This window comes from Actinoplanes sp. 13, assembly GCF_056134165.1.
Window position 1 is genome coordinate 83,481 of record NZ_JBVYOQ010000020.1, and the last position, 18,069, is coordinate 101,549.

Below are 18,069 nucleotides of genomic sequence, written 5' to 3' on the forward strand. Positions count from 1 at the left end.
TTGATACTCACGAACAACACGGAGTGGGCCGAGCATCTCGAAGCGCCTAGGGCGAGAGCACTGTCGGGATTCTGCGTCCGGCAACGCAGTAGCAGGTCGATCACGATCCGTGGTGCACTGTGTACAGATGGCGATCGAAGAACTTCTACATCGTCGGACCGATCTGTCGACTTTTCTGGTGCACCTGACCAGGAACAACGGAAAGGTGACCGCGCGCGAGAACCTTCTCACTATCGCGGAGCAGCAGGTCGTCCAAGCTCGTACCGCGTTCGGTCCCGCCGCCGCCTACGAACACATCCTGAAGGACATCGCGACCCCAAAGGCCGTGTGCTTCACCGAGGCCCTGCTGGAGCACACCTGGATGATGCTGGAAGACATCGAGAGGCGGCAGGTTCGTTTCGAGCCGTACGGGCTGGCGATCACCAAGACCGCGGCCCGTAAGAACGGCTTCAATCCAGTCTGGTACTCCGACATCACCCGCCGCGGGGACGATTGGCCGATCACAGCGATTAACAAGATGATCAAAGGGTTTATTCAGTATGCCGCCGGCGGCAAGGTCGATCTGGAGGCGCTGCGCACGGATCCGGTCTGGCCGCTCTTCCGAGTCACCCCGTTCTTCGAGCAAATGGGCCCGACGACGAAGGCTCGTAAGGAGTTCTGGTCGGAGCAGGAGTGCCGGCACATCGGCGACTTCACGATCGCCTCACCCAGCAGAATTGTGGCAGTCCCCGCCCCGGCCAGGACCATGCGCCTCTTCCTCGACGCCTGAGCGAGATTTACAAACAGTGGGGTCTGCGGCCCATCCTCGATCTTCGATGGGACCTCGAACGGATGATCGCCGCGTTGGCCGGCATTGCCGATGGGCACATCGGTCCGTTCCCTGACGCGGACTGACCAACTGTCCTGCAGGGTGATCCATGGTGGCCAGGCCGGGCCGGCTCCGGTGTCGTACTGCCACCGGTCGAACCAGTCGAGCAGTCGGTGGATCGCGTCGATGCGACCGTCGACCTGGCGCCTGCGCAGGATTGCCCGCGCGGGTAGGGCGAGCATGCCGGCGGCCCCGTGTGCCTTACGCGTTGCTTGCGTGGCCGCCCGGTGCCCGGCACGGCGGTGTCCGGGTCTGTGTCGACCTACCAGCCGGGGACGGTTGTTGCGTGCCGCCGGTCGGGGGTGAGCGCGACGACTGCTCGAGCACACGGTCAGCTCTTTGCTGCCGGGCAGGTGGTGGAGCAGATACGAACTGAGGCCGGTCAAGCAGTAGGGCAGGTCGAAGTCGGTGAACGAACCCGGGGCGGCTTCGTCGCGGCATCGATGAGGGCGGCTTGAACTCATGGTCGTCGCTTGCCCGTTGATCTGGTGTCACGGACAGGGGTGGTAGCCGCGCCGGGAACGTCGGCACGGATCCGGGTGAGCAGTTCGGCGACGCGGGGGTCGTCGAGGGCGCCGGGACGGTGGACGGCGTAGAAGGTGACTTTCGGCAAGTCGGTGATCGGGCGCGCGGTGAGCCCGGCGGCCGGTTCGACGCAGCCGGCGACCACTGCCAGCCCGACGCCGAGCTCGGCGAACCGCAACGTCATCGGCAGGCCTTCGGCTTCGACCGCAACGGTCCAGCCGACACCGGCGTCGGTGAGTGCCCGTTCCAGGTTGACGCGGTGCGGCCGGGTCGGCGGCGGCACGATCAGTTCCGTTCCGGCCAGGTCCCGCAGGCGCAGGCTGCGCCGGGCGGCCAGCGGATGGTCCGCCGGCATGAGCAGCGCCTGCGGATAGGTGGCGATCGGCGCCGTGACCAGGTCCGCCGGCAGCACGTGGAAGCTGAACACGCCGAGATGGGCCCGGCCGGTCCGGACCGCCTGCTGCGTCTGCTCCCGGTTGGTGTGCAGCGGTCTGATGCTGCTCGGCCGCTCGCTGAGCATGCCGCGGATCGTGTCCCCCAGCAGGTAGAGGAACGCCGTGTGCGCGGACGCGATCACCAGCGGCCGGTCGGCCGGCACACCGCGCAGCTCGTTGACGAACAGCTCCAGCCGGTCCTGATGCTCGCGGGCGAACCGGGCGACGCGTTCGCCGTCCGGGGTGAGTTCCAGGCGCCGCCCGGCCCGCTGGTAGAGCGGCCGGCCCAGCTCCCGGGCCAGAGTCCCCAGCTTCGAGTGCAGCGACGGCTGGCTGATGTGCAGCTGTCGCGCCGCGCGGGTCATGTTCAGGTGGTCGGCGAAGACCGCGAACGCGGCCAGCGCGTCGGACGACACCCGCAGACCATTCATAGAACAACCCTATAGCCGGTACGCAACAACATAGTTCCGCTGATGATCGTCGAGCGGCAATCATCGATGCATGACCACCGGCCACACGCACGTCAGCCAGATATCCGCAGCTCAGCTCCGAGTGATGCCCTTGCACGCCGTCACCGAGGTCTACGGCGAGCCCGGCCTGCAACGCCGGCTCCTGCTCGAACTCGACCGGCTCCCGACGACCCACCAAGCCGCCGTCGCCGACGCCTGCGCCTGGGCCGGCCACCTGCACAGCGGGCAACGCCGCAGCCGCGAGCCGTACATCAACCACCCGCTCCGGGTGACCCTGCGCATCCTCTGCCGATACCGGATCGCCGACCCGGACGTCCTGATCGCCGCCCTGCTGCACGACACGGTCGAGGACCAGCCGTGGGCCATCATCGGCTCACCCCGGCACGGTCCACCACCGACCGCACCCGCGATCCAGGCCATCGCGGCACGGTACAACCCGCGGGTCGCCGCCCTGGTCGCCGCGGTCACCACCTCGCCGTGCCCGCCCGGCGCCGACCGCATCCGCCACTACACCGACCACCTGATCCGGTCACTGCACACCGACCCCTGGGCGCGGGTGATCAAGCTGTCCGATTTCACCGACAACGGCGTCGGCATCATCCACTCCGCCGGCCCGCTGGTAGCCCGCTCCGCCCGCAAATACAACGCGGCCGTCCCCATCCTCCGCGGCTTCCTGGACCGCTCCGACACACCTCTGGCCGCCGACGTCAAAACCCACATCCACGACCAGTTCGACCTCGCCCAGCAACGGTTCACCGCCATCCTCGCCGCCTGACGAAAAGTCGGTCCGAACAAATCAACAGGCGGTCTACGCCAGTTACCGCGCCACTGGCGCCGCCCGCCGGGGCCCGGGCCACGCGCACTCATGAGCATGACCTTCGATGCAGGCGAAATCACGGCCGCCACCCCGCTGCAGCTTCCTGCCGACGAATTATCCGCGTACGCCTTCCTTGAGCCGGCCACCGCCGCGCAGCATGCGCTGGCTACAGGGAGCGTCTAACGATCACGCCATGCAAGCGGGGACAGAGCTATTGCGGCTTCAGCGATCCGCTGCGCCGTCTCTGTTTTGAGTTCCTTGCGCGCGGAGTTGATCCAGCCGTCGACTCGGCGCACGCCGATGTCGCGGTATTCGATGGCTTGGAGCAGCATCTCCAGCTTGTCGGCGTCCTTGGCACATTGAGCTTCGAGGGTCTGGCGGGATTCGTACTCGTCGACGGCGGTGCGGACCATCTCGCGGGAGCGGTCGGGCAGATGCGCGGTCTGGTCAGCGGTTATCTGGCGAGGATTGGGCTTTGTCAGGTAGGCAGACGCAGTGTGGGGTAGATCCCCAGTGCGGGTTTCCTGCGTGTCGTGCCATAGCGCGAGGGACGCCGCGCGGGCCGGATCGGCGCCTTCCTCCGCCGCGATCAGAGCCGCCACCTGGGCGGTTCGCATGGTGTGCTCGGCGACGGACTCGGGGTCGCGGATTCCGACATGCCATCAGCCGGTGCGGCGGAGACGTTTCAACAATCCGAGCACGTACGCGAATGCGGCGACTGCTTCGACGTCTTCTGGCACCTGAGCTCCCTTCTATCGGCCGGCGATGCGTAGCGCGTACTGAAGCCCGGCGAGTTGAGTGCGCTCGGATCGGCTCAGGTCCGTCGTGGAGGCGAGCCTATCGAGCAGTCCCGCCAGCGACGTGCGAACACCGGGGTCACCCCTGAGCAGGGCTGGCCTGGAGGCAATCAGCGAGTGAAGGGTGGTGCCTGACCGCATGGACGATTCACCCCTTGCTCCGTCGATTTCGGTGCGCCGCGCTGTCGGTACCGCATTGAGCGGCCTCGTGCCTCTGGTGTTGCTGCTCAGCGCGTGCACACCCTCCTCGTCCTCGGCCTGGCGAGTCATGGTCCTCGACCGGTCCCCGGGCTACGCCTTGCACGGCACCCAGAGGCGCTCAACCCGGTCCGGACGGGACGGGACGGACTGAGCATCGTGTAACGAACGAGACCGCAGCGGAGACTCGCGCGGGTAGGTCAAGCATTAGGTGCAACTGTGCGGAGAAGGCCTCTCGGGCTGACGAGAGACCTCTCCACGTGGCTAACAGACGACGTCACCGCCGCGCAGTGGGCTGGAGCCGCTTCTCAGCTCCACCACCAGCGTTGGGATGACACGTCCTGGTTACACGGCGCTACGTACACGTCGGCACCGGGACCCTGCCGCATGCACTGGCCCGAGGCTGCGTTGACCAGCACGTTCGTGCCGTAAGGGGTGGCAAACGGTGTCCACTTCTGCTTATTCGGCAGCGGGTTGACGCAGTACTCTGCGTACACCCTACTGCCGCTTCCGTTCGGTGCGGACAAGCACCAGCCGCTGCGGTAATTGATCGCCCGGTAGGAATTGCCGCCGACATGCACCCATGTCCACTGCTGATTGCCGATGTAGTGGCACGGGTCCGGCCAGGAGTAGATGGTGGTAGTTGGCTGGTTACCGGCGTTGAAGTGCTGGTCCAGACAGTCCGCACTGCTGGCATTGCGGATGGTCACCGATGCCGCAGCGGCTGCCGTCGGCGCGGTCGGTCCCAGTAGAGTCGCAGCCGTCATCAGCAGGGCAGCCGCCACTACTTTGATCACTCTGAGCCTCTTCATCGTTTCTCCTTACTGTGGAGTGACGTGCGGTTGTGCGCTGGCTCTTGAGTGTCCGGAGCCGATTCCTGGCGAGGGTGGAGTTCGGACGAATTCGGACGCCGGGTCCTGGCTGCACTGACGGGTCCACTACGGAGCGGATGGCGTGGACTGTCTGTTAGGCGACGACCGTTGGGTGGAGAGGTCGCTAGCCTGCGAACACAAAGACGTCTATCGATCACGGAGTAGACGATGCCGCTGCCAGGGGATCCGGTGACCGCGCCGAGAGATGCGTTTGCGGCGCTGCCTGATCCAGCGCAGGCCGGTAGCCTCGGAGATCTTGTCGAGCGCCTGCGCCGGCTGAAGATCTGGGCCGGTGACCCTTCCTACGAGACGATCAAAGACCGGGTCAACACGGCCTGGACTGCAGCCGGAAGGCCAGCCGGCGAACTGACGGGCAAGTCCACCGTCGCGTATTGCTTCCGTCCCGGCCGGCGTCGCCTGGACACCGACCTGGTGCTCGCTGTGGTCGAGGCGCTGCACCCCGACACCGGGTATGTGATGCAGTGGCGCAACGCGTTGCGTGTCGTGGGCGGGGAGATCGAGGCGGTGTCCCAGGTGCGGGTGCAGGACAGCCTGCCGCCCGATCTGGCTCGGTTCACCGGCCGCACCGCCGAACTCGACCGGCTCCGCCACGCGGCACAGGCCGGGAACGCGGTGGTGATCTCCGCGATCGAGGGGATGGCCGGGGTCGGGAAGACCCAGCTGGCCGTGCATGCCGGACACCTGTTGCACCAGCAGCAGCCGTTCGAGCGGGTGTTGTTCGTCAACCTGCGCGGCTTCGATCCCGACCCGGCCCAGCCGCCGGCCGACCCCGCAGCCGTCCTGGACGGGTTTCTGCGCCTGCTCGGGATGCCCGGTCAGCAGATCCCCCACAGGCTCGCCGCGCGGGTTGCCGCCTACCGCGATCGCCTCGCCGGCACCCGCGCCCTGGTGGTGCTGGACAACGCCGCCGCCGTCGAGCAGGTCCGCCCGTTGCTACCGGCCATACCGGGCTGTCTCACCATGGTCACCAGCCGGCGCCGCCTGACCGGCCTGCACCCCGCGACGCACCTGTTCGTGGACGTGTTCACCCCCGATGAGGCCTTGGCGTTCCTCACGCAGGCCGTACCCGGGGTTCCCGTCGGCGCGGATCCGCGCGCCGCGGCCAGGATCGCCCGGCGCTGCGGCTACCTACCCCTGGCGCTGAGCCTGATCATCGAGCACATCCGCAACACACCCGGGTGGACGCTGACCGACCACGCCGACCGGCTGGACGAACGCCACCATCACCGGCGCCTGGACACCGGCGTCGAACTCGCCCTCGCCCTGTCCTACCAACACCTGCCCGCAGCCCAGCAACGGCTGCTGCGCCTGCTCGCCCTGCACCCCGGACAGGACTTCGACCTCTACACCGCCGCGGCTCTCGCCGACACCGACCCGACCACCACTGCGGCGATCTTGCACCACCTGAACCAGAACCACCTACTGCAGCAGACAGCACCCGGCCGTTACACCTTTCACGACCTCGTCCACGCCTACGCCACCACCCGGGCCCACGATGAAGACTCGCCACCCGAACGCCGTGCCGCCCTGACGCGGCTGTTCGACCACTACCTCGCCGCTGCCGCCACCGCGATGGACACCCTGCACCCCGCGGAAGCATCCCTTCGCCCCCGGATCCCTCACACCAGCACTGGCACCCTAGGCCTGACCCGTCCGGGTACCGCCCTCGCCTGGCTGGAGGCCGAACGGCCCACCCTGGTCGCCGTCGCCGAGCACACCGCCACCCAAGGATGGCCAGCGCACACCATCCGGCTCGCTCGCACCCTGTACCGCTACCTTTCCAGCGGCCACGACACCGACGCCGTCACTGTGCACGGCCAGGCCGAACACGCCGCCCGCCACAACGGCGACCTGACCGGGGAAGCCCACGCCTTGATCGACCTTGGTCTCAGCCATTGGCGGCTCAGGGGTCCCGCACCTGCCATCGAGTACCCGCAGCGCGCCTTGGAACTCTTCCGGCGCGCCGACGATCCAGGCGGACAAGCCCGCGCCCTGACCACCCTCGGCGGCATCGAGGCACAGTTGGGCCGTTTCCCGAAGGCCGTCGACTATTACCGGCCAGCGCTGGTGCTGCACCGGCGGGTGGGGAACCGGATCGGCGAGGCGAACACGCTGATCTTCCTCGGCGACGTCGAAGGGCGGTTGGGTCGTTACCGGGCAGCTGCCGATCACTATGCGCTGGCCCTGGCCCTGTTCCGTCAGTCCGGCGACCGTACCGGCGAGGCCAACACACTGGGCAGCCTCGGCGATGTTGAAATGCGGTCGGGTCAGGCAGGGCCGGCCGGCGACCATCTTCGCCAGGCCCTGACCCTGTTCCGGCAACTCGGCCACCACACCGGTGAATCCCGCGTGCTGGACAGCATCGGCACCCTCCACACCCGCCTCGGACAACCGGACCGGGCCACCGAATGCCACCAGCAGGCCCTCAAGACTTACCGCGCAACCGGCTCCGGGTACGGCGAGGCGTGGGCACTGAACGGCCTCGCCGAAGCCGCCCGAACCGCAGGCGAGCCGACCACCTCCCGTATGCACCATGCCGCAGCCCACGCCATCGCCGCCGACATCGGCGACCGCGAGCAACAGGCCCGCGCCCACGCCGGCCTCGGCCACGCTCACGACGCTCTCGGCAACGTTCACCTCGCACGCAAGCACTACCGGGACGCCCTCGCCCTCTATACCGACCTCGGCCTGCCCGAAACCGAGCGGATCCGCGCCCATCTCGCCGCTGTGGACGTCACCCCAGCCGGCCCGGGACAGCAATAGTGATCCCTTGCCAGATGCCTGAAGGAAGGTGCCTGCCGCGGACTCAGCCGGCGCTTAGTGGCTGTCTCTGAAACTTCCAACCGTCGGCACGGCTGCCGTTCTGGCCAGCTCCGGGCCGGACCGGCAGACATTCATTTTCGAGGGAGGTGTCGGCCCGGTCACCGTCACTGTCGAAGGCCGGATGATCAGGCTGCATCTACAGGACCAGGCGTGTCCTGCGCGCGAAGGCTATTCGATGCGTTCAAGTTCGAGTTCAACGACCGGCCCCGGCGGAACTGGCTTCAGCGTCAACTGGTCCCCGGCGCACCGGAACTCGTCGTCCGACAGAACTAGCATTACGGGCTGCCGTGCGCCGGAGCCGGAAATCCTCACTGCCGAGGACGTGCCGGCATGGTAAATGATCTGCTCACCTCGCGTTTCATAACGGAATCGGAAGGCTCCTGCATAGCTGCTCCTGTACACCCGACTGCGGTCGAACGTTTCTGATACGGCGTTGTCGAGATATAGAATTCCGCTGCCATCTTCGGTGAATCGGATACTTCGCCCGGTTGTCACCACAAGAGCGCGAAGTCTCAAGTCGTACTGACGATTGGACGTTTCCCGCCAATGGCCGATGAGGCACTTGGCCCCCACCGGTCCAAGGGTCACAATTGCATACGCGGCCGCCGGAAAGGCAAGTAACGCTACGGCCGCTGCCGACGCCACAACGGCGCTTCGGCGGCGCCCCCATACTTGGCGGGGCGCTGTCGGTAGCGGCTGGTCGGCGGCCTGGTCACGCTGCAGAGACTCCTTGATCAATCCGTGCCGGAGCTGATAGGAAGGGCCGATCTGCCGGAGCACACCTCGTCGGTGGGCGTCCTTCAGGAACGTCGTCAGCCGCCACGGCAACTGCCTGTGCAGCGCGAGCCAGGCACCAGTGAGTGTGTAGGACAACCACAGTGAACCGGAGCTGAAGAAGACGGTCGCAGCTGCTGCTGTTGCCGTGATGAACATGCCCAGTAGGTATTGCTGTGGTGTCGCACCGCCCACCAGCCACATGACGACCAGAATGATCAGGGCGGCAGCGACACCGACGGCGCCCGCCGACAGCAGCAGCGCACGACGATCGTTGCCCAACGCCGACATCGGTGAGGTGTGCTCGTCGACGTCCTCGACAGGAGAACTCAGCCACCGCCCGATCCCGAGAGGGACCGCAACCAGTCCAGCGCAGACTGCGGTGAGTAGTAGCCCCTTGCCGACGTTCAGATTCACGAATCCAAGCAGTCCGATCAATGCCCACGGCGATCCGAGCAGCAGACCGACACCGGCTGCGGCTCCCAAGCGACCCGGCAATCGCCGTAGATTCGGGATGCTTTGCCGCGGCACACCGGCTCGCCCGGCACGTAATCCGCTGGTGATCACCACCAGGATCAGCGGGCCGAAGAAGACCAGGAGGCTTGGACCGATCACGTCGGTCGTGCCGGCGCTGATCTGCTGGAGCCAGCCGACAACCGCTTGCGCGGTGCGGGCGGCCGGTACGGGGAAGATCGGCAGCAGCGCGAGCAGCACCAGGCCACTGAGCAGTGAGAGCGTTCCCCCGATGACGACAAGCTCAGCGAGGCCTGTCCCGATCGCTCGCGGACCGGAGACCCGCTGTTCCGGGTATAACGGTGCATGTGCGGCCCTGGCTGCCGGTAGGCCGGTCAGTAACCCGACCATCAGTCCCACGGTGCCCGCGATGAATGCCCAGGCGAACAGCTTGGACCACCGGAACTGACCGTCGGCGTTGGTGACACTCGAGATCACACCTGCGGTGAAGCCGATACCTGCCCCGGTGGCGGCTGTCGCCAGGATGAGCAGAAGCGCGATCACCCTTCGGGGGACCGCCGCCGGAAGACGCCACCACTGCAGGTTCGGATCGCCGTCGGTGCCCGACGACAAGTAACGGATCGATGCCGCGAGCCAGTTCTCCGCTAGTCGTGCTCGTACCGGAGATTCGTAGACCGATGGCAGGAAGCGGGTCAGCAGCCTGCCTTGGACGGTGTCGTCGGATTCCGCAGCAGCGGGGTCGTCCCAGGAAGGCAGGTCGAGCAGTTCGCTGGGATCGCTGCGGGAGTCCTGATACACCTGCCGGGTCAGCGAAATCATCAAGGGCGTGGACAGGGCTGTGGCGAGAGGGCCGGCCGGGTCTGCTCGGATGGCGTCGGCGACGCGGGTCCAGCGCACGCTGTCGGTGAACTCCCGCGCGGTAAGATAGCTGATCGCGTCGGCCGTGTAAACGGGTCCGATGCAGACCAGCTCGGCCTGGGGGAGAGGCCCGTGTTCTAGCACGGAGTCTTGGAATTCCTCCAACCGGGTGGTGATCACCGTACGCAGGCCGACCGCGGCGCACTGCTCTAGCTGCGCCAGTGCCGTGCAGCGCGTTCCCGCCGCCACCTCATCGAGACCGTCGAGCACGATCACCAAGCGGTGACTATGCAACAGATGACGGCACTCCTGCTCGGAAACCTGCGGATGGACACTGGCCACCGCACGCACGATCCATTCTTCGATGGTTTCCCCGGTCGCCGGGTCCCAGCCGGAGACGCTGAGTATCACCGGAACTGCGCCGTCGGCCTTACCGGAATCGATCATGGCAAGCGTGAACAGGATCGCCACCGTAGTCTTCCCGGCACCAGCCGATCCCAGGATGACCAACTGGCGTATCTGCTGATCCTGAAAAGCATCGGCCATGGCTGCGGCGGGAAGCTGGCCGGGTTTGTCAGGCATCAGCGACCCGGCCATACTTCGCGCTGGATGACGGTTGCTGCGAGCTCCGAGTTGCAGGTCGTGGTAGGTCGTCCATCGCAGCACCAACGGATGGGGCAGAAACAGCTGCCGGGCCGAAATCTCCCGTCGCCACAAACGCTCGACGGCAGAGCGTAACCGATCCGCGGAGACCGACTCAGGGGGTTCATCCGAGGGGCGGTCCCGCCGGATCAGATACGCGATCAGCGGCGCGACCAGAGTCAGAACGGCAACCGGGAGGGCGAAAATGCTCGCCCACTGGTCCGACTTCACCCGTCCCTCGTCTTCGAAGAACGACGCCATCCAGACCAAGGCGGCAGTGGTTGAAGCCGTCAGAACTACTGCAGCGACCAGCGACTTCCAAGATTTGCCGATGCCGCGGGTCACACCAACGGACGCTAGCAAAGCAACGCCGATGCACAGCCGCTCCACGGCATCGACTAGTTGTCGGCATGAGGACAGAGCGGTATTGAACCGTGGTCCAGGCGAAGGAGTGATCGAGCCGAGTCTCGGCGACGCAATGCAGAAGGCGATCGAGAGCAGCACCCGTGGTAGGGCCAGCGGCTCGACTTGGCCCCAGGGACTCGGAGATCACACAGGTGTGACGGCTTGGTTGGCCCCAGCATGGGGTTAGGAGGGCCACCTTGGGACAGGTCGCCCCGCACGAGGCCGGCATCGCCTCGGGCATCGTGAGCACTATCCCCAACTTCGGCGCCTTGATCGGAGCCGCCGTCGTCTCCAGCGTCGCCGCCGCCGGCCTCGTGGGCGACAGTCTCGACGGCTTCCGCGACGGGTTCCTCGTGGCGGCGCTCGCCGCGGCCGGTGCCGCCGTCGTCGCGGGTCTGCTGACCCCAGCCGCCCGGCACCCGGCTGGCTGATCATCACCCCGGCCGGCCGCTACGGATCTTTCCCCATGGCCGGGCCGGACAGCCGATTCTCCACCGTCATGTCCCCACTCACCAAGCCGCGGCATTCAGAGATCCGGTGCCAGGCCGGCACCGCAACCGGGAAGGGACACGACGGCGCGATGACCTCCACCATGAAGGCCGTGCCGTTGCCGGTGCTTGCCCGGATGCTGATCGCATCGTCATCGTCAACAGCTGGAACCGCGGCGACCATTTCGACATGTCGATCGGCAGCACCTCACCCTGCGTCTGGGAAGACGGCACCCCACATGCGAACTCGTAGTGGGGGAGTCGCCGCCTAATGAAACTGATGTCTGCAGATCAAACTCGAAGTGCCCCAATCGGCCGTCCTCACTGCTGGCCATCGCAAGAAAGTTTGGGTGAGATCTGCTGTGAGATCATCAGGTGTGACCGTGCCGGCACCCCTTCTATAGCGGCGCACCACGTACCGTCATCCACGGCACGGGGTCGATGGCGGCGCCGTTGAGGTGAACTTCAAAGTGAAGGTGGGGTCCGCTGGAGCGTCCGGTGGAGCCGACCTCCCCGAACGGCCGCCCCGCAAGCACAGGTTCCCCAACGGTGACGAGGGGTTGGCGGCTCATGTGGCAGTAACGGGTGGTGACGCCGTCGGGGTGGGTGATGTCGACGTACCAGCCGCAGCCGCTGACGCGGTCGGGGTCGCCGTCGCGGTGGCAGCCCCAGTCGGCGCCGGTGTCCGTGTCGATGGCGTTGCAGCGCACACGGGTGACGGTGCCGGCGGCTGCGGCGACGATGGTGGTGTGCCGGGCGGCGCCGAGGTCGACGCCGTCGTGGTCGGGTCTGCGTGGGCTGCGGAAGGTGGAAACGATGGGCGCGTCGACGGGTCGGGCCCAGCCGTGCGCTGACGGTTCACCGTGGCAGGCGGCCAAACCGGTGGCGGGCAGATCGTGTGTGTCGGTGATGTGGGTGACGAGTTTGGTCGCGTCGTCTTCCCATTTCGCGTAGGCGTCGGGGTAGGCGGAAACTTGGACGGCTTGCGCAGCGTCGGTGACGGACATGTGCTGCCAGCCGTTGATGGTGGTGGGTTTGATGTAGAACTTGGTGGCCTGATACCCGGGGTCGCGCAATTGGTCGGGGGTACCCCACCCTTGGCTGGGTCGCTGCTGGAATAGGCCGATGGAGTCGCGATCACCGCCGGGAAGGTTGCGTAGCCCAGATTCTTGGATTGCGGTGGCCACAGCAATGACCCATCCGCGAGCGGGCACGGATCGGGCGTGCCCGACGGTGACGATGGTGGTGGCATGGGAAGTCTGCTCGGCCGTCCACGTGCCGACGGCAACGTCCGCGGTACTGCTGGCCGGGACGGTCGGCGCGCACGCCGCGTTACGGAGCGCAGGTCCTGCGCCGATCAGGGGTACCGCCATGAACACGCCGAAGCAGGCGAGTACCCGGATGATGATTTTTCGCATGGCGGTCTCCTGTCGCCGTAAACACGAAAAGGGCCCTGGTGGCCGCCGAAGGGCGGCCACCAGGGTTGTGGCTATGGCGCGGTGATGGTGGACAGGACGTCGTGGGCGCCGGTGACGAGGTGGACGTGCGGGTTGCGCAGCATGAGGTGGCAGCCGGCGGACGCTGCGGAGGTGACGGGTCCCGGTACGGCCATGGCGGGTCTGCCGATGCTGACGGCGGTGTCGAGGATGGCGGTGGCTGTTCCGCGTAGGCCGGCTTCGACGAGAACGGTGCCGTGGGTGAGGGCGGCGAGTAGCCGGATGCGCGTGCCGTAGCGACGCCGGGTGGCTTCCATGTGGGGCGGCAGTTCGCTGATCAGCGGCCCGCGGTCGGCGATGAGGTGGAACAGGGCGTTGTTGCCGGCTGAGTAAAGCCGGTCGTGGCCGCCGGCGAGGACGGCGGTGGTGGTGCCGCCGGCGGCGAGGGCGGCGCGGTGGGCGGCTGCTTCGGTGCCGTAGCCGCCGCCGGCGACGATGGTGTGGCCGTGCTCGGTGCAGCCGGCGGCGATGTCGGTGGCGACGTGGACGCCGTAGCTGGTGGCGGCGCGGGCACCGGTGATGGTGATGGCCTGCTGGAGCGCCTGTCCCAGGTCGGCGTGGCCGCGGACCCACAGGGCGGGTGGCGGGGCGTGGCCGGGGCCGAGGGCGGCGGCGCTGTTCGGGTGGGCGAGCACGTCGAGGGTGTCGGGCCAGTCCGGGTCGCCGGGGATGATCAGCCGGGTGCGGCCGTTGCCTAGGGCGTCGGCGGCGAGCCGGGCGTGCAGGGTGGTGCGCCAGTCCCCGGGTTCGCGGTGGTGTGCTGCGCTGATCTGCTGGTAGGCGTCGACGGCCCCGCAGCCGGTGATCAGGTTGTGGGTGTGGCTGTCGCCGGGCAGGGTGAGGAAGGTGAGGGCGGCGCGGGGGGACGGCGACACGGCCGCCGGTCCACCCGGTGATGCCGGCGAACGTGGGCAGCGGCTGGGTTTTCAGCACGTAGGCGACGAGGGCTTCGAGTTCGCCGCGCCGCAGTTTGGGCAGCCCGTTGGAGAGGATGACGGGTTCGCCGCGTCCTGCTTGCGGCATGGTGCGCCGGCAGGTGCCGCAGTAGGACGGGGTTTTCTGCCAGCAGGTGTCACACACCGCAGGCAGGGTGTTCTGGCAGCCGCGGCATCGTTTCGGCGGCGCCTCACCCTCACCGGTTTCGGCGGCTGTCTCCGGGGTGTCACCGGTGTCGGCGGCTGTCTCCGGGGTGTCACCGTCGTCGGTGTCCGCCGCCGGTTCCTCGGGTTCCGGCGTGGGGTTGTCCTCGTCGGAGGCGCCGTTGGCAGCGGCGTCCGGTTCGTCGAGCACGACCGGGTTGGTGTCGTCGGGGGTGGGCTGCGGGTCGGTGGCGGTCTGCTGCCAGCGGACCGGCGTGCCGTCATCGGTAGACTCGTCGCCGACGGCGGTGATGAGGTGGGCGTCGGCGAGGGCGGTGATGGCCTTGTCGGTGGTGGCCCGGCTGCGGCCGATGCGGGCACTGAGTTCGTCGGCGGTCGCCGGCCCTGCGGTGAGGGCCTCGTGGGCGAGTCGTGCTGACGGGCTGAGCTGTTTCATGGTGGTGCGGTGTCCTTCCTTCTCGTGCTGCCCGGCCCGGTGTGGGCTGCGGGCGGGTCGGTGGGTGAGTGGCCGAGCTGCTCAGGCGATGAGGTCGGCCTGCTGGTCGGCGGTGAGCTCGTCCGGGGTGAGGGCGTGGTTGTGGTGGCGCAGCGCCCACCAGCGCAGCAGGGATCGGCTGGCGGCGGCTTCGCTGTCGGCGACGGGTAGCCGGTCGACGGCGGCGGGCCGGGTGAAGGGGTCGTGGTGGCTGCTGTAGGCGGTGGCCTGCCAGCCGTCGGCGGTGGGTTGCAGGTCGCCGAGCAGCACTCCGGCTTGGGGAAGTTGGTAGGCGTGGGCGGCGACCTGGTCGGCGACGACGTGCGCAACGGTCGGGGTGGCTTCGGTGAGGATGACCATGCCGTGGCTCCGGTCGAACGGGACAGTGAGCAGCGCCCGCAGGCCGGGCTGGCGAGCTCCTCGTAGGCGTCCAGCTTGGCGACGACCCGGGTCAGTGTTTCGGTGCCCATGTCGCATTCGAGGAACCAGCCGACCGCGGTTCCCGCCGCCGTCCACAGCCCGTGGGCATCAGGCCGGACACGCAGGAACCGGGCGTTGGCGGTGCGTTCCGACCACCACCGGTCGAGCCGCACCGCCGGGTCCGTACGGGCGGTGCAGGCCAGCCGGACACCGAACTCGTTGGTGGTCCGCAGGTGCGCCAGCTGCGGGTAGCCACTCCACCGCAGCACCTGATCACGGTGCCCGCGTTCGGTGGGAAACGGTCGGCCGTGGGTGCCGGCCATGTACCGGGCGCCGTGCAAACCGAGCACCCAGTGCCAGTCGTCGTAGCCACCTCCGGGCCGCGGATACCGGAACCGGTCGAGCAGGCCGAGGTGGTGCAGCTCGCGCAGCCGGATTTGGCAGGTGCGCACGGCGGTGAAGAACAGGCGGTGAAGCTGGCCGGTGGTGGCGATCCGGTGTTCGTCGAGCAACGCGAGGATGTCGCGGTCGCGGGCGGTGAGGTGCGCGTAGACGGTGAGCAGGTGCAACGCGGACGTGGATCGGGGCATAGGCGGTTCCCCTTTCATGGAGGACAGATCCCGGCAGGGAAGTCGCTGCTGACGCCGGCAGGCTTTCGGGCGAAGAAGGGCAGCTCAGCGCGGTGATCAGAGGCGGCGCGGAACTGGTCTGGGGGCTCGTTGCGCAGGCGGGGACAACGAGTGGCTGAACGAGTGCCTGGACGAGTCCCCTGTCGAGGTGGGAGACGGCAGTAGGCCGGGAGGCAGGACCCGCTCAGGTGCGCCGGCCGGCGGCGGTGGTCACGCTGGCGAGGTGGGTAGGCACCCGATGGTGGTGCGGGGCCGGTGGTGTGGAGCGCAGACCAGCGGGGCGCCGTGGTTCACCGGCGGCGCGATCCGCCGGGATAGGCACAGGATGTGCGGCAGCAGGCGCGATCGGCATGGGGTTCCGCCATTAGTGCGCAGCGGTGCGACCAGTTGGCGGGCGTCGCGGTGTCCGTGGCCAGGGTCGGCGTACGCCTTGGACTGCAGCCGCGTATGACGCCAAGTACACAGCAACCATCGACGTCGGCGCGTCTGCGCGAGTCAGACGCGACGGGCCTATTGACTGCTCCGAGTAACCGCATGGGTGGGGGTGGCAGCGTGCGCATGCCTTCCAACGGCGTCGCTTCCGGCCGAAGCTGTCACGCCGCCAGAAGGCGGTCAACCGGGCGCACGCGAAGATCCGCGCCCGGGGCGAACGAGCCATCGCCACGCTCAAGATCTGGAACACCCTGGCCAAGCTGCGCTGCTGCCCGCACCGGGCGACCGCCATCGTGCAGGCCGTCCTCGCCCTGCACCACGCCGAAGTCAACCGCTACACAGGTTGAAATGGCTCACTGTGGTCAGCCCGTGCCGCGGATGGCATCCTTGTCGCTCGGCAGGCACACCGCTGTGTTTATGTCACGAAGCGGGAATCATGAGGAGTTCCGGTGAGGCGTCTACGAGCCTGGGTGGCGAGGGACCCGCAAGTCGCGGCGGCATGGATCGCCATCGTGGCCCTGGTCGTTACGGTGGCCGGACTGGGTGTCGCCACCCTCGCCCTGGGCCGTGATTACTTCAACGTCCTGCATCGGCAGCCGCCCACCTCCTCGCCGCCGACCACCTCCACTTCGCCTACCAGCACCCCGCCTTTCTCCACCTCGCCCACCTTGACCAAGCCCACGACCACTCCGCCAGCAGAGGACACAGCGGAGCCGACTACCGAGCCAGACCCAAGTCCGAACACTTCCACGCCGGCACCGGACGCCGGCTCCGTGCCGAAGGTACTGGTCGGCCAGTGGTCCGGCCGCGGCAACCAGTACGCGGGGGACAACTTCGTCCACGACGTGGACCTGGTACTCGGAGCCGACGCCACGTTCCGTCTCAGCCTCGGCGGACGCGCCAACAACGACGCGGGCATCTTCGAGGCCGACAACCAACTCATCAACTTCCACGGCCAGGTCAGCTCATACATCTGGCAATACAGCTCCTCGACCTATGCCGGAAAGAAAAAGCTGACGATCATCAACACCGGCGGCGGGCAATACGAGCTGTACAAGAAATGAGGCTTCTTCATCCTGCGTAGCGGGTTGGTCTCGACGTGGTGCAGAACGAGGATGGCCTGCGTGATTGCGGTGGACCGGCGAGGACAGCAGCGCATTTTGGTCAGTAGCTTCCAGGTCTTCAGGGTGGCGACGGCCCGTTCTCCGCGGCCCGGATCCGGGCGTGTTGCCGGTTATAGAGCTTCTGCCAGGGCTGGAGTTTCGGCCGGGACCGGTGGCGTTTGAACGGGACACGGATAGTGCCTCCGGCGCCTTGATACCCCTTATCCACAAACGTCGTTACGTCTGCGCTGTTCAGCGCGTCGATGATGCCGAGTTGGCGGGCGGCGCTCAGGTCGTGGGTCCGGCCCGGCAACGCTGCCGAGGCCCAGATCAGCCCGCCGGCCGCGCGGGCGATGACCTGCACGTTGACGCCGTGCCGCTTGTACTTGCCGGAATAGTAAGGGCGCTGGTCGGCGACCCGGTCGATCGCGATCAGGGTGCCGTCGAGGATGGCGAAGGCCAGCCGGCGGATGCGGTTCCTGGTGGGGCCAGGTCATCTGCGTCGGCCGAGAGTAGGTCGACGGCTTCCCGGATGTAGCGCCTGGCTGTGGCCACGCCGACGCCGAACCCGGCTGCGAGGCGGGTGTAGGTGTCGCCGTTTCAGGTGGACCAGAGCGAGTAATGCCTGCTCACCGGGGGTTGAGGCGTCGCCATCGGGAGCCGCGTTCGCGGCGGTGGGCCTGAATACGGTCGGCGAGGTGGGTCAGACTCGGATTGGACAGCGGAATCTTGGCGGGGTAAGGGCGGGGTAAGACAGCACAGCGAGGCTCCCGGTTGGGGCATCTGATCGTGGTCGATTGTTGTCTTACCGGGAGCCTCGTCCTAGGTCGACACCGGCCGCCCACCCTGCCGTGACCAGCACCGTCAGGGTGGAAAAGGCTCATTGATCGCCGCGCCGTTCTTGACTTGAAGTCCGGTGGAGATTGCAGACTTCCGGCAATCACCGAA

The 18,069-nt window shown here is 67.5% G+C and carries 15 protein-coding genes and 3 pseudogenes; 8 read left to right on the forward strand and 10 right to left on the reverse strand.

The features are described 5' to 3' along the window. The first annotated feature begins 127 nt into the window (after positions 1-127). Complete coding sequence (locus AC0NH5_RS30525) at positions 128-769, forward strand: hypothetical protein (protein ID WP_474410265.1); 642 nt, start codon at positions 128-130, stop codon at positions 767-769. A gap of 559 nt (positions 770-1,328) precedes the next feature. Here the strand turns inward: AC0NH5_RS30525 and AC0NH5_RS30530 are convergent. After that, on the reverse strand, positions 1,329-2,258 hold the full coding sequence (locus AC0NH5_RS30530; protein WP_474410267.1) for a LysR family transcriptional regulator: 930 nt from the start codon (positions 2,256-2,258) through the stop codon (positions 1,329-1,331). A 70-nt stretch (positions 2,259-2,328) separates the two neighbouring features. Between AC0NH5_RS30530 and AC0NH5_RS30535 the strand changes: the two genes are divergently transcribed. Both AC0NH5_RS30535 and AC0NH5_RS30540 read left to right on the forward strand, forming a co-directional pair. Then, positions 2,329-3,072 carry an HD domain-containing protein gene (locus AC0NH5_RS30535; RefSeq protein WP_474410268.1) on the forward strand — a complete coding sequence of 248 codons (744 nt, stop codon included), beginning with the start codon at positions 2,329-2,331 and terminating at the stop codon, positions 3,070-3,072. Between the two features lie 96 nt (positions 3,073-3,168). Continuing rightward, a complete protein-coding gene (locus tag AC0NH5_RS30540) occupies positions 3,169-3,297 on the forward strand; it encodes a hypothetical protein (RefSeq protein WP_474410270.1) in 129 nt (42 codons plus the stop codon). On the opposite strand, the gene AC0NH5_RS30545 is transcribed toward AC0NH5_RS30540, so the two are convergent. Beyond that, the gene (locus tag AC0NH5_RS30545; protein ID WP_474410332.1) at positions 3,294-3,764 is read right to left on the reverse strand and encodes an HD domain-containing protein; all 471 of its coding nucleotides are present in this window, start codon (positions 3,762-3,764) and stop codon (positions 3,294-3,296) included. The two genes, AC0NH5_RS30540 and AC0NH5_RS30545, sit on opposite strands and share 4 nt — an antisense overlap. 653 nt (positions 3,765-4,417) lie before the next feature. Then, positions 4,418-4,921, reverse strand: a complete 504-nt coding sequence (locus tag AC0NH5_RS30550; RefSeq protein WP_474410272.1) for an RICIN domain-containing protein — start codon at positions 4,919-4,921, stop codon at positions 4,418-4,420. A gap of 228 nt (positions 4,922-5,149) precedes the next feature. On the opposite strand from AC0NH5_RS30550, the gene AC0NH5_RS30555 reads away from it, so the two are divergent. Continuing rightward, positions 5,150-7,765 (forward strand): tetratricopeptide repeat protein, encoded by a 2,616-nt coding sequence (locus AC0NH5_RS30555; RefSeq protein WP_474410274.1) that lies wholly within the window; start codon positions 5,150-5,152, stop codon positions 7,763-7,765. Between the two features lie 228 nt (positions 7,766-7,993). On the opposite strand, the gene AC0NH5_RS30560 is transcribed toward AC0NH5_RS30555, so the two are convergent. Beyond that, positions 7,994-10,918 (reverse strand): NACHT domain-containing protein, encoded by a 2,925-nt coding sequence (locus tag AC0NH5_RS30560; RefSeq protein WP_474410275.1) that lies wholly within the window; start codon positions 10,916-10,918, stop codon positions 7,994-7,996. A gap of 257 nt (positions 10,919-11,175) precedes the next feature. On the opposite strand from AC0NH5_RS30560, the gene AC0NH5_RS30565 reads away from it, so the two are divergent. Continuing rightward, on the forward strand, positions 11,176-11,409 hold the full coding sequence (locus AC0NH5_RS30565) for a hypothetical protein (protein ID WP_474410277.1): 234 nt from the start codon (positions 11,176-11,178) through the stop codon (positions 11,407-11,409). Between the two features lie 19 nt (positions 11,410-11,428). Here the strand turns inward: AC0NH5_RS30565 and AC0NH5_RS30570 are convergent, their stop codons facing one another. The 5 genes and pseudogenes from AC0NH5_RS30570 to AC0NH5_RS30590 all read right to left on the reverse strand — a co-directional run. Then, positions 11,429-11,650 carry a hypothetical protein gene (locus tag AC0NH5_RS30570; RefSeq protein ID WP_474410278.1) on the reverse strand — a complete coding sequence of 74 codons (222 nt, stop codon included), beginning with the start codon at positions 11,648-11,650 and terminating at the stop codon, positions 11,429-11,431. Between the two features lie 214 nt (positions 11,651-11,864). Then, positions 11,865-12,884: a M23 family metallopeptidase gene (locus AC0NH5_RS30575; protein WP_474410279.1), complete on the reverse strand. Its 1,020-nt coding sequence runs from the start codon at positions 12,882-12,884 to the stop codon at positions 11,865-11,867. Between the two features lie 71 nt (positions 12,885-12,955). Further along, positions 12,956-13,837 carry a DNA-processing protein DprA gene (locus tag AC0NH5_RS30580; protein ID WP_474410280.1) on the reverse strand — a complete coding sequence of 294 codons (882 nt, stop codon included), beginning with the start codon at positions 13,835-13,837 and terminating at the stop codon, positions 12,956-12,958. Positions 13,838-14,579: 742 nt separating this feature from the next. Beyond that, the gene (locus tag AC0NH5_RS30585; protein ID WP_474410338.1) at positions 14,580-14,897 is read right to left on the reverse strand and encodes a hypothetical protein; all 318 of its coding nucleotides are present in this window, start codon (positions 14,895-14,897) and stop codon (positions 14,580-14,582) included. A gap of 107 nt (positions 14,898-15,004) precedes the next feature. After that, positions 15,005-15,424 (reverse strand): annotated as a pseudogene (locus tag AC0NH5_RS30590) (replication-relaxation family protein); the annotation flags it as partial. Here AC0NH5_RS30590 and AC0NH5_RS30595 point away from each other — a divergent pair. The 3 genes and pseudogenes from AC0NH5_RS30595 to AC0NH5_RS30605 all read left to right on the forward strand — a co-directional run bounded on the left by AC0NH5_RS30595 (position 15,311) and on the right by AC0NH5_RS30605 (position 17,082). Next, a complete protein-coding gene (locus AC0NH5_RS30595) occupies positions 15,311-15,643 on the forward strand; it encodes a hypothetical protein (RefSeq protein WP_474410339.1) in 333 nt (110 codons plus the stop codon). The pseudogene AC0NH5_RS30590 and the gene AC0NH5_RS30595 overlap by 114 nt on opposite strands. 480 nt (positions 15,644-16,123) lie before the next feature. Then, positions 16,124-16,365 (forward strand): annotated as a pseudogene (locus AC0NH5_RS30600) (transposase family protein); the annotation flags it as partial. A gap of 165 nt (positions 16,366-16,530) precedes the next feature. Then, positions 16,531-17,082, forward strand: a complete 552-nt coding sequence (locus AC0NH5_RS30605) for a hypothetical protein (protein ID WP_474410281.1) — start codon at positions 16,531-16,533, stop codon at positions 17,080-17,082. A gap of 7 nt (positions 17,083-17,089) precedes the next feature. On the opposite strand, the pseudogene AC0NH5_RS30610 reads toward AC0NH5_RS30605, so the two are convergent. Beyond that, positions 17,090-17,909 (reverse strand): annotated as a pseudogene (locus AC0NH5_RS30610) (transposase family protein). Positions 17,910-18,069 lie beyond the last annotated feature (160 nt).

Bases quoted from the DNA above. Each gene is read 5' to 3' on its own strand.
- AC0NH5_RS30570 (WP_474410278.1), bottom strand. From the start codon at position 11,650: ATGGTCGCCGCGGTTCCAGCTGTTGACGATGACGATGCGATCAGCATC.
- AC0NH5_RS30555 (WP_474410274.1), top strand. From the start codon at position 5,150: ATGCCGCTGCCAGGGGATCCGGTGACCGCGCCGAGAGATGCGTTTGCG.
- AC0NH5_RS30575 (WP_474410279.1), bottom strand. From the start codon at position 12,884: ATGCGAAAAATCATCATCCGGGTACTCGCCTGCTTCGGCGTGTTCATG.
- AC0NH5_RS30530 (WP_474410267.1), bottom strand. From the start codon at position 2,258: ATGAATGGTCTGCGGGTGTCGTCCGACGCGCTGGCCGCGTTCGCGGTC.
- AC0NH5_RS30525 (WP_474410265.1), top strand. From the start codon at position 128: ATGGCGATCGAAGAACTTCTACATCGTCGGACCGATCTGTCGACTTTT.
- AC0NH5_RS30585 (WP_474410338.1), bottom strand. From the start codon at position 14,897: ATGGTCATCCTCACCGAAGCCACCCCGACCGTTGCGCACGTCGTCGCC.
- AC0NH5_RS30540 (WP_474410270.1), top strand. From the start codon at position 3,169: ATGACCTTCGATGCAGGCGAAATCACGGCCGCCACCCCGCTGCAGCTT.
- AC0NH5_RS30535 (WP_474410268.1), top strand. From the start codon at position 2,329: ATGACCACCGGCCACACGCACGTCAGCCAGATATCCGCAGCTCAGCTC.
- AC0NH5_RS30550 (WP_474410272.1), bottom strand. From the start codon at position 4,921: ATGAAGAGGCTCAGAGTGATCAAAGTAGTGGCGGCTGCCCTGCTGATG.